The organism is Streptomyces sp. B3I8 (assembly GCF_030816915.1).
GTDB lineage: Bacteria > Actinomycetota > Actinomycetes > Streptomycetales > Streptomycetaceae > Streptomyces.
On sequence record NZ_JAUSYN010000001.1, the window covers coordinates 342538 to 358570 of the forward strand.

The 16033-nt window shown below is 73.5% G+C and carries 11 protein-coding genes and 1 pseudogene; 5 read left to right on the forward strand and 7 right to left on the reverse strand.

The window, feature by feature from the left end; all coding sequences use genetic code 11:
• Nucleotides 1-79 precede the first annotated feature (79 nt).
• On the forward strand, nucleotides 80-4060 hold the full coding sequence (eccCa, locus tag QFZ64_RS01605) for a type VII secretion protein EccCa (RefSeq protein WP_307061481.1): 3981 nt from the start codon (nucleotides 80-82) through the stop codon (nucleotides 4058-4060).
• Between the two features lie 131 nt (nucleotides 4061-4191).
• On the opposite strand, the gene QFZ64_RS01610 is transcribed toward eccCa, so the two are convergent.
• Nucleotides 4192-5388 carry a S8 family serine peptidase gene (locus QFZ64_RS01610; protein WP_307061484.1) on the reverse strand — a complete coding sequence of 399 codons (1197 nt, stop codon included), beginning with the start codon at nucleotides 5386-5388 and terminating at the stop codon, nucleotides 4192-4194.
• Nucleotides 5389-5462: 74 nt separating this feature from the next.
• Between QFZ64_RS01610 and QFZ64_RS01615 the strand changes: the two genes are divergently transcribed.
• A complete protein-coding gene (locus tag QFZ64_RS01615) occupies nucleotides 5463-8783 on the forward strand; it encodes a right-handed parallel beta-helix repeat-containing protein (protein WP_307061486.1) in 3321 nt (1106 codons plus the stop codon).
• Between the two features lie 585 nt (nucleotides 8784-9368).
• On the opposite strand, the gene QFZ64_RS01620 is transcribed toward QFZ64_RS01615, so the two are convergent.
• Nucleotides 9369-10064 carry a TetR/AcrR family transcriptional regulator gene (locus QFZ64_RS01620; RefSeq protein ID WP_307061487.1) on the reverse strand — a complete coding sequence of 232 codons (696 nt, stop codon included), beginning with the start codon at nucleotides 10062-10064 and terminating at the stop codon, nucleotides 9369-9371.
• Nucleotides 10065-10164: 100 nt separating this feature from the next.
• Here QFZ64_RS01620 and QFZ64_RS01625 point away from each other — a divergent pair, with 100 nt between their 5' ends.
• Nucleotides 10165-11280 (forward strand): NAD(P)/FAD-dependent oxidoreductase, encoded by a 1116-nt coding sequence (locus QFZ64_RS01625; RefSeq protein WP_307061489.1) that lies wholly within the window; start codon nucleotides 10165-10167, stop codon nucleotides 11278-11280.
• A gap of 131 nt (nucleotides 11281-11411) precedes the next feature.
• Here the strand turns inward: QFZ64_RS01625 and QFZ64_RS01630 are convergent, their stop codons facing one another.
• A complete protein-coding gene (locus tag QFZ64_RS01630; RefSeq protein WP_307061491.1) occupies nucleotides 11412-12845 on the reverse strand; it encodes a lamin tail domain-containing protein in 1434 nt (477 codons plus the stop codon).
• A gap of 129 nt (nucleotides 12846-12974) precedes the next feature.
• Between QFZ64_RS01630 and QFZ64_RS01635 the strand changes: the two are divergent.
• Nucleotides 12975-13250, forward strand: a pseudogene (locus QFZ64_RS01635) (dTDP-4-dehydrorhamnose reductase); the annotation flags it as partial.
• A 164-nt stretch (nucleotides 13251-13414) separates the two neighbouring features.
• Here the strand turns inward: QFZ64_RS01635 and QFZ64_RS01640 are convergent.
• The 4 genes from QFZ64_RS01640 to QFZ64_RS01655 form a co-directional block, all read right to left on the reverse strand.
• Nucleotides 13415-13789 carry a PIN domain-containing protein gene (locus QFZ64_RS01640; RefSeq protein WP_307061493.1) on the reverse strand — a complete coding sequence of 125 codons (375 nt, stop codon included), beginning with the start codon at nucleotides 13787-13789 and terminating at the stop codon, nucleotides 13415-13417.
• Nucleotides 13786-14040 carry a hypothetical protein gene (locus tag QFZ64_RS01645; RefSeq protein WP_307061495.1) on the reverse strand — a complete coding sequence of 85 codons (255 nt, stop codon included), beginning with the start codon at nucleotides 14038-14040 and terminating at the stop codon, nucleotides 13786-13788. Before QFZ64_RS01645 ends, QFZ64_RS01640 begins: the two co-directional genes overlap by 4 nt.
• Nucleotides 14041-14110: 70 nt before the next feature.
• Complete coding sequence (locus QFZ64_RS01650; RefSeq protein WP_307061497.1) at nucleotides 14111-14566, reverse strand: ATP-binding protein; 456 nt, start codon at nucleotides 14564-14566, stop codon at nucleotides 14111-14113.
• A 176-nt stretch (nucleotides 14567-14742) separates the two neighbouring features.
• Complete coding sequence (locus QFZ64_RS01655) at nucleotides 14743-15285, reverse strand: carboxymuconolactone decarboxylase family protein (protein ID WP_307061499.1); 543 nt, start codon at nucleotides 15283-15285, stop codon at nucleotides 14743-14745.
• 118 nt (nucleotides 15286-15403) lie between these two features.
• On the opposite strand from QFZ64_RS01655, the gene QFZ64_RS01660 reads away from it, so the two are divergent.
• The gene (locus QFZ64_RS01660) at nucleotides 15404-15991 is read left to right on the forward strand and encodes a MarR family winged helix-turn-helix transcriptional regulator (RefSeq protein WP_307061502.1); all 588 of its coding nucleotides are present in this window, start codon (nucleotides 15404-15406) and stop codon (nucleotides 15989-15991) included.
• The last annotated feature ends 42 nt before the right edge of the window (nucleotides 15992-16033 follow it).

Below are 16033 nucleotides of genomic sequence, written 5' to 3' on the forward strand. Positions count from 1 at the left end.
GCCCTTCTACCTGGTGTTTCCCCGTATCCGCAGTGCGCCGGGCCCCGTCCCGGGCGGCAGTTTCGAAGGAGAGCACTCCTTGAGTACCGTCCTGTTCCGCAGGCCCGCGCGTCGACGCGGACCGGACATGCCCGAGGGCGAACTGAGCCTCCAGGAGCCACCCGCCCTCGCGGAGGTGACACCCGACAGCTCGGCCGTGTGGAACTACCTGCCCATGGCCATGATGTCGGTGTCCATGATGCTGATGTACATGAGGCCGGGCGGCTCGCGCGGCGGCGCCTTCACATACTTGGCACTGGGAATGATGGTGGTGTCGGCCGGTGCCATGATGCTGGGCCAGTTCGCCCGCCGCGGCAGCGAGCGCAAGCAGCGGCTGAAGGGCGAGCGCCGGGACTACCTGCGCTATCTGCGGCAGGTGCGGCGCACGGTGCGCGCGGCGGTGTCCGACCAGCAGCGGGCCCTGGCCTGGCGGCATCCGGAGCCCGGGGCGCTGTGGTCGCTGGTGGGCACCAGCCGTCTGTGGGAACGCCGGTCGGCGGACGAGGACTTCGGCGAGGTGCGGGTCGCGGTGGGCGGCCAGAAGCTGGGGCTGCGGCTCGCTCCGCTGTCCAACACGCCGGTGGAGGACCTGGAGCCGCTGAGCGCGCACGCGCTGCGCAGCTTCGTCCGGGCGTACTCCACCGTTCCCGACCAGCCCATAGCCGTGTACCTGCGGGCCTGGTCACGGGTGTTGCTGCGGGGCGGGGCGGAGCGCGCCCAGGGGCTGGTCCGGGCCGTGGTGGCCCAGCTCGCGGTGGCCCACTCCCCCGAGGACCTGTGGGTCGCGGTGTGCGTCTCGGACGAGCGTCGCGCCGACTGGGACTGGGTGAAGTGGCTGCCGCACAACCAGCACCGCGGGGAGACCGACGGGGCCGGCGCGGTGCGCATGGTGGTGGGCACGGTCAACGAGCTGGAGGCCCTGCTCGGGCCGGAGTTCACCGAGCGGCCGCCGCACGACCCGCAGGCGCAGGCCGGCCGTGAGGAACCCTACGTGGTGGTCGTGCTGGACGGTTCCGCGGTTCCGGCCGGGCACCGCATGGACGGGCCCGGGTTCCGCAACACCGTCGTGCTCGACCTGGGCGAGGCGCTCACCTGGCGGCCGGGGCGGACGACGCTGCGACTGGACCTGACCGAGCGGGAACTGCGTCTGGTGCGCACCGACCGCGAACGCAGGGAGCAGTTCTCCGCGCTCGGCCTCCCGGACACGATGGGTCTGCCGACGGCGCGGTCGCTCGCCCGGCGGCTGGCCCCGTACCGGATGGGCGTGGGCAGGGACGCGAGCGAGCCCATGGCCGCGAACACCGAACTGACGGCCCTGCTGGGCATCACCGACCTGTACCGGCACGATCCGCCCGCCCTGTGGAACGCGCGCACCGGACCGGAGCGGCTGCGGGTCCCGATCGCCGTGGGTTCCGACGGGACGCCCGTCGAACTGGACATCAAGGAGTCGGCCCAGGGCGGCACCGGCCCGCACGGCATGCTGATCGGCGCCACCGGTTCGGGCAAGAGCGAACTGCTGCGGACACTGGTCCTGGCGCTGGCGCTGACCAACTCCTCGGAGACGCTGAACTTCGTCCTGGTCGACTTCAAGGGCGGCGCGACCTTCCTGGGGCTGGACGAACTCCCGCACACCTCCGCGGTGATCACCAACCTGGCGGACGAGGTCGAGCTGGTGGCCCGCATGCAGGACGCGCTGCACGGCGAGCTGATGCGCCGCCAGGAGCTGCTGCGCTCCGCGGGCAACTACACCTCGGCGCTGGAGTACGAGAAGGCGCGCGCCGACGGGGTGCCGCTGGCGCCGCTGCCGAGCCTGTTCGTCGTCGTGGACGAGTTCAGCGAACTGCTGGCCGCGCACCGCGAGTTCATGGAGCTGTTCGTCATGATCGGGCGGCTGGGGCGCAGCCTCGGCGTCCATCTGCTGCTCGCCTCGCAGCGCCTGGACGAGGGGCGGATGCACCAGCTCGAGTCCCATCTGTCCTACCGCATCGGTCTGCGCACGTTCTCGGCCATGGAGAGCCGCGGCGTGCTGGGCGTGCCCGACGCCTACGAGCTGCCGCCCACGCCCGGCAGCGGCTTCATCAAGTCCGGTGTCGAGGCGCTGACCCGGTTCCGGGCGGCCTACGTGTCCGGCCCCTACCGGCAGCGCCGCGGCTCGGTCGACCAGGCGCGGGTGGCCAGTCAGGTGGTGCCCTGGACGGCGGACTGGGTGGTGCCCCGCCAGACCCCCGATCCCGCGGAGGGCGATCCGGAGATCCGGGCCGAGGACGAGGACGTCGAGGAGGGTGCCTCGCTGCTGTCGGTGGCCGTGGAGCGGCTGCGCGGCTCCGGGCCGGCCGCCCACCAGGTGTGGCTGCCGCCGCTGGGCGCGCCCGCCACCCTGGATCAGTTGCTGTCCCCGCTCGTCCCCCACCCCGAGTACGGGCTGACCTGCGACTCCCCCCGCCGGGGCCGGCTCGTCGCACCCGTGGGGATCGTCGACCGGCCCTTCGACCAGCGCCGTGACGAACTGCTGGTGGACGTCTCCGGGGCCGGCGGTCACGTCGCCGTCGCGGGCGGCCCGCAGAGCGGCAAGTCCACGCTGCTGCGCACCCTGATCACCTCGCTGGCGCTCACCCACACGCCGCGCGAGGTGCAGTTCTACTGCCTGGACTTCGGCGGCGGCACCCTGTCCGCGCTGGCGGCGCTGCCGCACGTGGGCGGGGTGGCCGCCCGGATGGACACCGAGCGGGTGGGCCGGGTGATGTCCGAGATCACCGCGCTGCTCGCGCACCGGGAGCGGTTCTTCCTGGAGCACGGCATCGACTCCATGGTCTCCCTGCGGCGGCGCAGGGCGGCCGGCGAGTTCCCCGGCGAACGACACGGCGACGTCTTCCTCGTGATCGACGGCTGGTCCACCGTGCGGCAGGACTACGACCAGCACATCGGCGCCCTCAACGCGCTGGCCGGGCGCGGCCTGAACTACGGCATCCACCTCGTCGTCACCACCTCCCGCTGGGTGGAGCTGACCGCCACCGTCCGGGACCAGACCGGCACCCGCCTGGAGCTGCGCATGGGTGACGCCATGGACTCCGGGATCGACGTGCGCAGGGCGGCGGAGGTGCCGCGGGTGCCCGGGCGCGGTCTGACCCGCGACTCCAAGCTCCATTACCTGGCCGCGCTGCCGCGCCTGGACGGGCGGCCGGGCGCGGACGACCTGTCCGAGGGCGTGGCCGACCTCGTCGCCCGGGTGCGGGAGCACTGGGCGGGGCCGCCCGCCCCGCCCGTACGGATGCTGCCCACCCTGCTGCCGGCGGCGGAACTCCCCCCGGCCGAGGGGGACCTGCGGGTGCCGCTGGGCGTCGAGGAGGAGGGCATGGGCACCCTGTGGCACGACTTCACGGCCACGCCCCACCTGATCGTCGTCGGCGACACCGAGAGCGGCAAGACCAACATGCTGCGCCTCATCGCCCGGTCGATCACCGAGCGCTTCACACCGGCCGAGGCACGGATCATGGTGGTCGACTACCGGCGCACCCTCGTGGAATCGGTGCCCGAGGAGTACCGGCTCGGGCACGCCGTCGGCATCGACGCGCTGAAGGAGCTGATCCAGGGGGCGGCCCGGGCGGTCCGCACCCGGCTGCCCGGCCCGGACATCACCCCGGCCAGGATGCGGCTGCGCGACTGGTGGACCGGACCGAGGCTGTTCGTCCTGGTCGACGACTACGACATGGTCGGCGGCGGCGGTCCGCTGAACCAGCCGTTCGAGCCCCTGACGGACCACCTGGCGCTGGGTCACGAGGTGGGCCTGCACCTGGTCGTCGCCCGCTCGGCGGCCGGGGCGGGCCGCGGCCTGAACGACCCCCTGCTGCGCCGGCTGCTGGAGGTCAACACCCCGGGCGTCCTGCTGTCCTGCCCGCCGACCGAGGGCTTCGTCTTCGGCAACGTCAAGGGCCGCAACCTCGTCCCGGGCCGGGGGGCGCTCGTCACCCGGCGCAGGAGCGTCGACATCCAGACGGCCCTGGTGGACGTGGAGAGCTCATGAGGGCCCTTCCTCCCACCACCCGGGCCCGCCCGTACGGAATGCGCCGGCCCCCCGCACAGGCGGCCGGCATACGGCCCCCCGCACAGCCGAGCGGTGTCCGGCGGCCCCCCGCACGGGCGGCCGACGTGCGGCTACTGTGCCGGGCGCCAGCGTCTGGCCCTGCCCAGCGGTACGAGGACCATGGCCGCGCCGATCAGCAGCGCCACGCCCAGGGCCGCGCCGCCGACCATCAGGGCCCGGCCGCGGGTGCCGTCCGCGGTGGTGTGCGGGATCCGCGCCGGTTCGGGCCGGGCCTCCGCCCGGGCCCGGACCGTGGGCAGGACCGCCGTCAGCCCGGCGTAGGCGTCCAGCCGGGGGATGCTGTCGGGGTAGGCGGTCTCCTGGAGCCGGCGGGCGACCTCGGCCGCGGAGAGGCCCGGGAGGTAGGACCGCAGGAGGGCGGCGGCTCCCGCGACGTGCGCGGCCGCCAGCGAGGACCCCGAGCCGATGAAGTGCCCCGCGCCCTCGACGCCGACGCCGACGACCGCGTCGCCGGGCGCGGACAGGTCCGGGTCGAGGGCGCCGGGGGCGGCCTCGGGCCGGGTTCCGGCCGGGCCGTGGTCCACGACCGACACCACGGAGGGGACATGGGCCGGCCAGTAGGCGCGCGGCCGGGTGTCGGGCTTGCCGTCCGCGCCCTCGGGGGCGACGTCGGGTGCCGCGGGCGCGACGACGAGCGCGTCCTTGCCGCGGGCGTAGGCGGCGGCGTCGGCGACGTCCCCGCCGTCCCCGCCACTGCCGCCGCTCCCGCTCACCACCTGTCCGACGTAGATGACACCGGCGCCCCGGTCGGCGGCGGCCCGGATGCCGGCGGCGATCCTGGCGGCGCTCGGGTTGCCCCGGGCGTCGGTGCCGCGCAGGGCGAGGACCGTGGCGCCCGGCGCGACGCCGGTGACGGCTCCGGTGCCGGTGGCCGCCGCGGCGATGAGCCCGGCGGCGAAGGTCCCGTGCCCCACGCAGTCCTCGCCGGCCCCGTCGACGGCCGTGACCCTGCCCTTCAGGGCGGGTGTCCGGGCGGAGACACCGGTGTCGATCACGGCCACCGTGACACCGCCGCCCCGCGAGAGCTGCCACGACCGGGAGAGCTGCAGTGCCCGGTGGGTCCACGGGCGCAGCTCGGCGGAGGTGGCGGAGGCGGTGGCGCAGGTGTCGTCCGCCGCCATGCGCAGGCGCAGTGGGGGCAGGGAGACCGGCGCTCCGTCGGCGGCGGCGGGCGGGGCGAGTACCAGGGCGGGAACGGCGGCGACAGCCGCGAGGGCCATGGCACGACGACAACGGTCGTGAGGCATGGGGCAGATGATATGGGAAGCAACGGTGGTGCCGGGCGGGCCCCGCGCCTGCCGGAGCATCAGGAGGGGCGAGCGTGTCACGGCAAGTTCTGACGGTGGGCCAGGGGCGGACGGACGAGTTCCGGACCATCGGCGAGGCGCTGGCCGCCGCGCTCACCGGTGCGGTGATCCAGGTGGCGCCGGGACGTTACCCGGAGAATCTCGTGGTGCGCACCCGGGTCACGGTGGTGGGCACCGGCGAGCCGGGCGGGGTGGAGATCTGCCCGCGGCGCGGCACCGCGCTGACCCTGGTGGCCGACGCGGTGATGCTCACCGACCTGGTGCTGCGCGGCGGCGGTGAGGACGTGGCCGTCGTGGACGTGCCGCGCGGCCAGCTGGCGATGGAGCGCTGTTCGGTCACCGGTTCCGGCTGGACGGCGCTGCTGGCGCGCGACGGCGGGTCGCTGGCGATGCGCGGCTGCCGGGTCACCAACCGCGAGGGCGCCGGGATCGTGGACACCTCCGACGCCCCGAGCGTCATCGAGGACTGTCTGCTGGAGAACCTGGGCACCTCGGCCGTGGTGCTCGGCGAGGGCGCCCGCTCCACGGTCCGCGGCTGCCGCATCCGCGACGCCCGCGGCAACGGTGTCCTGGCCAACGGCGAGGCGCGGGGCGTCGTCGACACCTGCGAGATCACCGGGACGGACAAGCCGGCCATCGCCCTGGAGGGCAACTGCACCACGCACGTCACCGCCACCACGGTCGGCGACTGCGCGGTCGGCGTCTACCTGACCAGCTCCTCCCGGCCCACCCTGGAGGACGTCACGGTCTCCGGCACGTCGGGGCCGGGCTTCGCGCTGGCCGACGGTGCCGATCCCCTGCTGCGCCGCTGCTCGTCCGCCCGGAGCAAGGGGTACGGGCTGATCGTGTCCGAGCGGTCCCGAGGGACGTTCGAGGACTGCGAGTTCACCGGTTCGGCGGGCGTCGCCGTCATGGTCACGGAGTCGAGCTCCCCGTCGTTCCTGCGCACCGGGGTGCGGGACTGCGCCGACCCGGTGGCCGCGGTGCGGCTCGAGGACGGCGCGACCGCCGAGTTCGACCGGCTGGAGGTGACGGACCCGGCGGGCAGCGGCGTCCTGGTGTCCTCCCACGCCAACCCCCTGATCCGCAGGGCGCGGGTGGCCGGGGCGGGCCGGTGCGGCGTGGAGGTGCGCGAGGACGGCCGGGGGCGGCTGGAGTTCTGCACCGTCGAACGCTCCGGAGCCGCCGGTCTGCGCGTCGCCGAGGGCGGCCGGACCCAGCTCGACGACGGTGTGCTGCGCGACTGCGGGGAGGCCGGTGTCCTGGTGGCGTCCGAGGGTGTCCTCACGGTGCGCGACACGCGGATCGAGGGCTGCGGTTCGAGCGGGGCCGTGGCCGAGGACGGCGGTGAACTGGCCCTGACCCGGGTGCGGATCGACGGTGCCGGGGCGCACGGGGTGCTCCTCGCGGCGGGTTCCCGCGCCCAGGTGCGCGCGTGCGAGATCACGGGCAGCCTCGGCGACGGCGTCCGCGTGGACACCGACGGGGCCGTGGCGGTCACCGGCTGCACGGTGCGCGAGAACCGGGGGGCGGGCCTGACCCAGACGCGGGCCGGGGACCGGCTGGAGGTCCTGGACCTCACCAGCACGGACAACGCCACGCCCGACGCCTGGGGCGCGCTGGCGGTCGCCGCGGCCTCCGGCGCCGCCGGGACACCCGCGGGCCGCGGCGCCGCCGCGAAGCCGCACGATCCCCTGGAGGAGCTGGAGGGCCTCATCGGTCTGGACGGCGTCAAGGACCAGGTGCGGACCCTGGTCAACCTCAACCAGCTCGCGCAGCGCCGTCAGCGGCTGGGCATGCCGGTGCCGTCCATGAGCCGCCACCTGGTGTTCGCGGGCCCGCCCGGCACCGGCAAGACGACCGTGGCCCGCCTGTACGGCTCGATCCTGGCCCAGCTCGGGGTGCTGCCCGACGGCCATCTGGTCGAGGTCTCCCGTGCCGATCTGGTCGCCCAGGTCATCGGCGGTACGGCGATCAAGACGACGGAGGCGTTCATGAAGGCGCTCGGCGGCGTCCTGTTCGTCGACGAGGCGTACACGCTCACCTCGGGGGGATCGTCGAACGACTTCGGCACCGAGGCCGTGGACACGCTGCTGAAACTGATGGAGGACCACCGCGAGGAGGTGGTGGTGATCGCCGCCGGCTACTCCGCCGAGATGGACTCCTTCCTGTCCTCCAACCCCGGCCTGGCCTCGCGGTTCACCAGGACCATCGAGTTCGGGAACTACTCCGTCGAGGAACTGGTGACGATCACGGAGAGCATGTGCCGCTCGCACCTGTACGAACTGGGGCCGGGCACCACCCAGGCCCTGGCGGCCCACTTCGAGGCGATGGAGAAGGGAGTGACGTTCGGCAACGGCCGTGCGGCGCGGCGGGTGTTCGAGGAGATGGTGGACCGTCAGGCCGTCCGGCTGGCGACGGTGGCCGAGCCGGCCGAACGTGATCTGACGCTGCTGCTGCCCGAGGACGTCAGCGCGTTCGCGGCGGAGCGGCCGACCCGGGCGGAGGACCGGCAGACGATGCTGGACCGGCTGGAGGCGATGGTGGGCCTGCACGCGGTCAAGCGCGAGGTGACCGACCTGGTCAGCCTGCTGACCACGGCCCGGCAGCGGGAGGCGGCGGGACTGCCCGCGCCGAGGGTCAACCAGCACCTGGTGTTCTCCGGGCCCCCCGGAACGGGCAAGACGACCGTGGCCCGCCTCTACGCGGAACTGCTGACCGCGCTGGGGGTGCTGCCGCGCGGTCAGCTCGTCGAGGTGGCGCGCGCCGATCTGGTGGGACGCTATGTGGGCCACACGGCGCAGCTCACCAAGGAGGTGTTCCAAAGCGCGCTGGGCGGAGTGCTCTTCATCGACGAGGCGTACACCCTCACCCCCGAGGGCTCCGGGTCGGGATCGGACTTCGGGCGCGAGGCGGTGGACACGCTGCTGAAGCTGATGGAGGACCACCGGGACGAGGTGGTCGTGATCGTCGCCGGCTACACCGAGGAGATGCGCCGCTTCCTGGACTCCAACCCGGGTCTGGCCTCCCGCTTCTCCCGGTTCGTGGAGTTCGAGGACTACTCCACCGAGGAGCTGCTCACGATCATGGAACGGCACGCCGAGGAGTCCGGCTACACCTGCGCGCCGCTCACGCTGGAGGCTCTGCGCACCTACCTCGACGGCGTCCCCAGGGGCCGCACGTTCGGCAACGCCCGCCTGGCGCGGCAACTCCTGGAAACGATGATCACCCGCCAGGCCCGCAGACTGACGGCGCTCGGAGAACCGAGCATCGACGATCTGCGCGCACTGCTCCCCCAGGACCTGCCCGCCCCCGGCCTGAGCGTGCCCGCCTGAACAAAGCCGGCGGGGGGACGGCCGGGGCCCGGGGGGCGGAGCCCCGGACTCCCGCCCCTCCGGTATGCCGGCTCCGGAGTCGGATCACTCGGCCATGTGCGCACCGCGGTGACAGGCGTGGCTGGTTCACTGCCGCGGCCGAGGTGGTGCGGGCGATGCGGGTGCCTCGGCCTGGCCTGCTCTCCCGGCATGGTGCCCGCACCCGGCGGGGCCTCGCGGTGCGCAACGCGGTGCGCACCGCGGCGGACCGCGCGGCCGGCCGCACGAACCGGATCGCCTCTCGCCGGGCCGCGGACGCGAACCGGTAGCCCCGGTCCGCACCGGCCGTACGCCGGCCGGTGCCCAGCCCCGCGGCGGCTCCCGGCCGGATGGGCGCCACCGCGCCGCCATGTCCGGGGAGCCCGGCTCGGGTCCGGGGGAAGCCGCGGGATCAGCCCGGCCCTCCCCTCCGCGGTGGGAGGCGACGCGCGCGGACGTGCCCGCGGTCTGCCCCCCGGCAGACGTCCTCCACGCCTACAACCACCACCGCTGCCACACCGCACTCGACGGACACCCGCCCATCAGCCGCGTCAACAACCCTGCGGGTCAATACACCTGGCGCAAGGTCGCGATGCCGGCCACGACGATGTCGACGCCGGCGAGGAATTGCTCGCGGTCGTCGTGATCGCGCAGCTGCTTCGCGGCCGCGTGCACGAACGGGTACGTGCTGGGGTTCACCTCTGCCCATCGTGCGGCAGCCGCGTCGAGGAAGGCGGCTCGGTCCGTGCCGCTGTCGGCGAGGTGCCGGGCGTTCGCGGCGTTCTGCACGGCCTCACCAAGGACATAGCTCATGAACGTGCCGGCCGCGTCGAAGCGTGCCCGCTCGGGGACGTCGAGTGCGTCCAGCAGTCTGGCGATGCTCTCGTAGAAGTCCAGCAGCGCCGGTCGCCATGGCTGCCGGGAGAGTTCCGCCGCGACCCAGGGGTGGGCGCCGATCGCGTCGAACAGTCCCAGGGCGAGGCGGCGCAGGGTCGCGCGTGGGTCCGTCTCGGAGACCGCGCCGGTCAGCACGCGGGCGAAGATCTCGTCGGTGGCGGTCGAGAGCAGATCGCCCTTGTCCGCGACGTGGTGGTAGATCGCTCCGTAGCCGGTGCGCAGGCGAACGGTGAGCGCCCGCAGGGTCAGCGCGCTCTCGCCGCCGGCGTCCAGGAGCTCGATCGCGGCCTGGATGATCACCTCCCTGGACAGGCCGCCCCTGGACCTGGGGGCCCGCGCCGATCCGTTCCCGGTTGTCTTCGCCATGGCTCCAGTATCGCACGAGTGGATCGGCGATCCAACTTCGTGTTAGCGTTTTTGGAGTGACGATCCACAAGGGATCTCCCGCAGTCTCAGGAGGACCACCGTGACGACACCGGTCACGATCATCGGAGCAGGTCTGGGCGGCCTGACGCTCGCCCGTGTGCTGCACCTGCACGGCATCCCGTCCACGGTCCACGAGGCGGAACCGTCCCCGTCGGCACGCACGCAGGGCGGGCTGCTCGACATCCGCGACTACAACGGCCAGCCGGCGCTGGAGGCGGCGGGCCTGACCGAGGAGTTCCGCGAACTCGTCCTGGAAGGCCGCCAGGCGATGCGGCTCCTGGACCGGGACACGAACCTCCTGATCGACGTCCCCGACGACGGAACCGGCGACAGTCCCGAGGTGCAGCGCGGCGAACTGCGGCGGATGCTGCTCGACTCGCTCCCCGACGGCACGGTCCAGTGGGGCCACAGAGTCAGCGGTGTCCGCTCCCTCGGAGGCGGCACGCACGAAGTGACCTTCGCCGGCGGCACGGCGGTCACCACCGGCCTGCTCGTCGGCGCGGACGGCGCCTGGTCCCGGGTCCGCCCGCTGCTCTCCGGCGCGACGCCCGGGTACACGGGCACCTCGTTCATCGAAACCTACCTGTTCGACGGCGACGATCGGCATCCGACCAGCGCGAAGACCGTAGGGGGTGGAACGATGATGGTGCTCGAACCGGGAAAGGGGATCCTGGCCCACCGGGAGCGCGGCGGGAATCTCCACACCTGGGTCATGCTCTCCCGGCCGAAGGACTGGTTCACCGGAATCGACTTCACCGATCCCGCCGCGGCCACCGCACGGATCGTGCGGGAATTCGACGGCTGGGCACCGGAACTCACCGCGCTGGTCACCGACGGCGAGACGCCTCCGGTGCTGCGCCACATCTACACCCTGCCCGGCGGACACCGATGGGACCGCGCGCCCGGGGTGACCCTGATCGGCGACGCCGCGCACCTGACGGCCCCCAACGGTGAAGGCGCCAACCTGGCCCTGTACGACGGCGCCGAACTGGGCAGGGCGATAGCCGCGCACCCCGACGACGTGGAGACGGCGCTCACCGAATTCGAGCAGGCCATGTTCGTACGCACCGCCGCGGCCAATGCCGAAGCCCCCGATCTCGACGTCATGCTGGGCGACGGCGCACCCCACAGCCTGATCGACGCCTTCACCGGCTGACTCGATCCGGCGTCGGCGACGCCGGTCGGCGGTCGCCGGTCGGCGGTCGGCGGTCGGCGGTCGGCGGTCGGCGGTCGGCGGTCGGCGGTCGGCGGTCGGCGGTCGGCGGTCGGCGGTCGGCGGTCGGCGGATCAGCAGGTGAGGGTGCCCCGGCGCAGGGCGTGGCCGCCGTCGGCGGTGTCGTCGGACCAGTAGACGGGCTTGGACCCGGCCGTGCACTCGTCGGCGCCGGCGAGGGAGAAGCCCTCGTTGTTGTAGTTCGGCATGCCGCTCGGCCGGTCGTAGACCGCCGTGGTGGCGAAGGCGCCGCCGGCGTCGATCTTCAGGGTGTGGTGCCGGCCGTCGCAGGTGTCGTCGCACACCACCCACAGGCGGGACGCCTGCGGTTCCCACTGCAGTTCCATCACACCGGGCATGCCGCTGGTGAACGAGGCCACGCGCGTGTACGCGCCGGAGTCGGCCAGGACGTAACCGTGGATCATGCCGGTGCCCTCGACGCCGACGAAGAACACGCCGCCGCTGTGGGCGCCGTAGCGGGCCGGGTCGTAGGCCGCGCCCGTCGAGCCGTCCCTGAACCCGGCGCCGGTCAGCGCGGCGTCCGGAATCCAGGTGATCCCTTCGAGGCCGAGGTTGGCTCCGGTCGAGGGCAGGTCAGAGGTGAGGTTCCACTCCTTGGCGGCGGTCAGCGACGATCCCGAGCCGCCGACGTCGTACTTCAGCACCGACAGCCGGCTGGTGCCGGAGGCGTCGCCGTTGCGCTCGCTGGCGACGAACACCCCGCCGGCCGAGCCCGCACCGGTCAGGGTGACGCCCTCGCTGTCGGGGCTGCCGGAGCCGCCGGGGAAGCGCAGGGTCTTGCCCGAGGCCCAGCCGTCGGCGGTGTCGGGCTGCCGGCCGCCGGACCCGTCGCGTACCAGGCGCCACAGCTTCCCGCTGTTCTGCGCGCCCCACAGCACGCTGCCTTCCTGGTAGAGGCCGCTGAGGTCCTCGCCGAACACGCCGGAGCCGTCCGCGGTCACCACGCCGCTGCCGCCGGGCCACGCCACCGGCGTCGTCGAACCACCGCCACCGCCCCCGGTGCCGCAGTCGTTCGCACCGCCCAGGGTCGTGGTGGTCGCCTGCTCGAAGCCGCCGGTGCCGTCCACGCAGCGCGACCAGGAGGGATCGGAGTGCTCGCTCCAGGCGAAGCTGTCGACCAGGGTCTTGCCGTCGGCGAGGTAGAGGCGGGCCTCGTCCTTGGAGCCCAGTCCGAAGCCGCCGCTGACGTCGAACGCCCGGAACCCGCCCGGAGCCAGCGTGGTCCCCGAAGCGATCTTGTAGGAGTGGCTCTTGTCGTCGTCCTTGAGGACCCAGCCCGAGACGTCGACCGTGGCGGCGCCCTTGTTGTACAGCTCGATCGAGTCGTTCGTGTCACCGGTGGTGACGACCTCGTTGACACGGACGTCGTCCGCCGCGGCCGCGTGCGCCGCGGGCACACCGGTCAGCGTCCCCGCCGCGAGGAGCGGCGCGGCGACGAGGAGACGGGAAAGAGCACGACGCCGACGGCGAGCGGTCGATGCGGTCACTGGTGTCCATCCTGGAGTTGTCGTGATCAGGGCAACCGGGCCGACGGTCCGCCCCGCACCGAACGGGACTCCTCCGACCAGGAGGACAGCTCGCGAACAGCCGGCGAAATCATGTGCTGATCGGCACCACACGTCACCGGCCTGGCCGCCGCCCTCCTGGAACCGGCGTCCTACGACGCGTCCGGCGTCCACCATCCGGCAGGCCCCGACGCCCTGAGCCGCCACGAACTCGGCGTCCTCATCGCCGAGCGCGACAGCCTCGACGCCTCCCGCCTGCCCGCAGGCACACGGACGGACAGCGGGCTTCACGGCGCCCTCGACGTCCGCCTCGACAGCCGAGCCACCCGGCGGCAGCCGGGCACCACGCTGCGCGGCGCCCGACAGTTCTGCGTTGAACCCGCGTGACCTTGCGGGCCGTCACCCGAGCGAGGCCGCCGCACACCGCTGTCCGCCCCGCGGACCGCTCTGAAAGCCGAGCGCCCGGCAGGCTCCGGCCGAGTTCCCCGCCGAGCACCCCCTGTGGGGTACGCCCCGGCCATCGCTCCGCGGTGCGGCACGTCGGGTCGGGGTCAGGTGGGGTCCAGCGGAGTGATGCCGGTGCCCGCGTAGAGCTCGGGGTCCAGTGACAGGACCGTCAGCGGCTCTCCCGCCTTGGCCGCGTGCCAGGCGATCGCCGCCGCGTGCGCCACCGGCCAGTCCGTGCTCGCCCAGCCCATCACGTCCGCCGCGTGCGCGGCGGTGAACGGGACATGCTCGGCGAACCGCAGGGATGCCGCGTGCCTGCCGGCGCCGGCGTCCTGCCGCTCGGCGGCGACGACGGAGAGCGACGGGATCAGGACGCGGCCGGTGCCGCGCGAGGCTTCGACGTAGAGGCCGGTGAAGAAAGGGTCCGCACGGTACAGGGCGGTCAGAGCGGTGTGGTCCAGGACAGCCGTCAGGTTCATGCCGCGGTGTCGCCCTGATGGGCGCGGATCCTCGCCCAGGCGTCCTGGCCGGCCTGCTGCAGCCGCTCGCTGTACTCGATGCCGAGCTCACGGGCCGCCTCGACGGCACGCTGCTCCCGCTCGGCCGCCGTGAGTTCACGGACGGCGAGCTCCTCCAGCAGCTCGGTGATGGTGGTGCCGCGCTCCTCGGCGAGGATGCGCAGTCGGTCCCGCACTTCCTCGCTGGTCTTGATGCTCGTCGGCTTGCTCATACCGTCGATTCTACCCGCGGTAGAACGCCGCGGGCGGCCGGACGTTCATCAGTGCGTCCCGCCCCCGCCGTCACGTCGGCCGGGGCAGCGGCAGGCAGGCCCACACCACGTGCAGGCCGTCGTCCACGTGGTTGCCCCAGCACTCGGCGAGGGCCTCGGTCAGACGCAGGCCCCGTCCGCCCTCCTCCAGGCCGTCGTCACGGTTCCAGCTCGCGCGGACGGTCCCGAGGTCGAAGCCGGGGCCGCCGTCGGACACCGCGATCCGGAGCCGGTCCGGTCCGCCCCGCGCGCCCCGCAGCAGGTACAGGTCCAGGAGGACGGGAGCGCGGCCGTGCCGGATCCCGTTGGTGACGAGTTCGCTCGTCACCAGCGTGGCCGCGTCGACGAGTTCGCGGGCGCGCCACTGGCCGAGCCGCGCGGTGACGTGGGCCCGCGCGGCTCCTGTCACCCGTGCCGCGGGAGGAGGACGGTCCTCCCCGCCGGCTCCGGGCGGAGGTGTGCCGATGATCGTCAGCGTCGTCCTCATGGCAGTGCCCTCGCGATCGGCCCCGCAGGGGGGCGGCGGCCCGGCCGCATCGGCTGCCGGTCCGCAGGGGGTGCGGCGCAGGGGCGGCTCGGGGCGTCGCGCCGCCGTGCCGCCCCTGAGGGCCCGGGGGGAGCGGCCAGGGCCGCACCCCCGGGAGCCGCGTCCGGTGTGCCGTATTACTTCGCCGGCAGGGCGACGACGGGGAAGTCGATGTCCGTACGGGCGACGGAGTTGAAGTAGTTGGTGAAGACGTTCAGCGCGACGTTGGCCACGATCTCCCCGATCTCGCCGTCCCCGTAGCCCGCGGCGCGCACCTGCGCCAGGTCCTCGTCGGAGACGAAGCCGCGGGTCTCGATGACGGCGCGGGCGAACGTCAGCGCGGCCTGCGTCCTGGGGTCGGAGGCCTGCCCCTTGCCGGAGGACGTGAGGTCCTCACCGCTGACGCCGGCCCGCTCGCCGAGGACGTGGTGAGCGGCGTAGCAGTACTCGCAGGAGTTCTGCACCGCGGCGACCAGGGCGATCTGCTCGCGCACCGCGCCCGGCAGCGAGCCCTTGGACAGGGCGCCGCTCTGGGAGAGGTAGGCGTCGAGGACGGCGGGCGAGACGGCCATCGCGCGCATCATGTTCGGCGTGGCGCCGAGGGCGCGCTCGACCTTGTTCAGCAGCGACTTGGCGGCGGGCTCGGCGGTCGCGGGGTCGACGACGGAAAGACGGGACATGGGTGTTCCTCCCTGGACGGGTACGGCGCCAAATCATTTGGCACTGCCAACATAGATTGGCAGTGCCTACTATGGCAAGTACGGATCCCTTCGTCGGAGAGCGCGCACCATGGAAGACGTGCCGGGCACACCGCCCCAGGAACAGTTGATGGTGGGCATCACCCGTCTCGGGCAGGCCCTGCGCATCACCAGCTACCGCAACGCGGGGCCCTACCGCCTCTCGCCCCTGCAGGCGGACATCCTCGTTTTCCTGGCCGGGGACCCCCGGCCGCGCAGGCTCACCGAACTGGCCACCGCGCTCGCCTCCACGCCCCCGACGGTCAGCGACGCGGTCAAGACCCTCACCGCCAAGGAACTCGTCGAACGCGGACGCGACGCCCTCGACGCCCGCGCCGTCTCCCTCACCCTGACGAGCGACGGCGCGGCGGAGGCCGAGCGACTGTCGCGGCTGCCCCCGGAGTTCGCGCGGGCCATGTCCGACCTGGCTCCCGAGGACCTGGCGGCCATGCTCCGCGGCATGAGCAGCATGATCAGGTCACTGCAGGACCGCCGGGCGATCCCGGTCACCCGCATGTGCGTGACCTGCGCCCACTTCCGCCCCCAGGCCCACCCCGGCAGCGACAAACCCCATCACTGCGCGTTCGTGGACAACCCCTTCAACGACGAGGAACTTCGGCTGGACTGCCCCGACCACCTCAACCCCTGAACCCCTGTCTCTCCCCCCCCGCGTGCCCTCCGGGCTCCCCGG

Bases quoted from the DNA above. Each gene is read 5' to 3' on its own strand.
- QFZ64_RS01610 (WP_307061484.1), bottom strand. From the start codon at position 5,388: ATGCCTCACGACCGTTGTCGTCGTGCCATGGCCCTCGCGGCTGTCGCC.
- QFZ64_RS01620 (WP_307061487.1), bottom strand. From the start codon at position 10,064: ATGGCGAAGACAACCGGGAACGGATCGGCGCGGGCCCCCAGGTCCAGG.
- QFZ64_RS01640 (WP_307061493.1), bottom strand. From the start codon at position 13,789: ATGAACCTGACGGCTGTCCTGGACCACACCGCTCTGACCGCCCTGTAC.
- QFZ64_RS01645 (WP_307061495.1), bottom strand. From the start codon at position 14,040: ATGAGCAAGCCGACGAGCATCAAGACCAGCGAGGAAGTGCGGGACCGA.
- QFZ64_RS01650 (WP_307061497.1), bottom strand. From the start codon at position 14,566: ATGAGGACGACGCTGACGATCATCGGCACACCTCCGCCCGGAGCCGGC.
- QFZ64_RS01655 (WP_307061499.1), bottom strand. From the start codon at position 15,285: ATGTCCCGTCTTTCCGTCGTCGACCCCGCGACCGCCGAGCCCGCCGCC.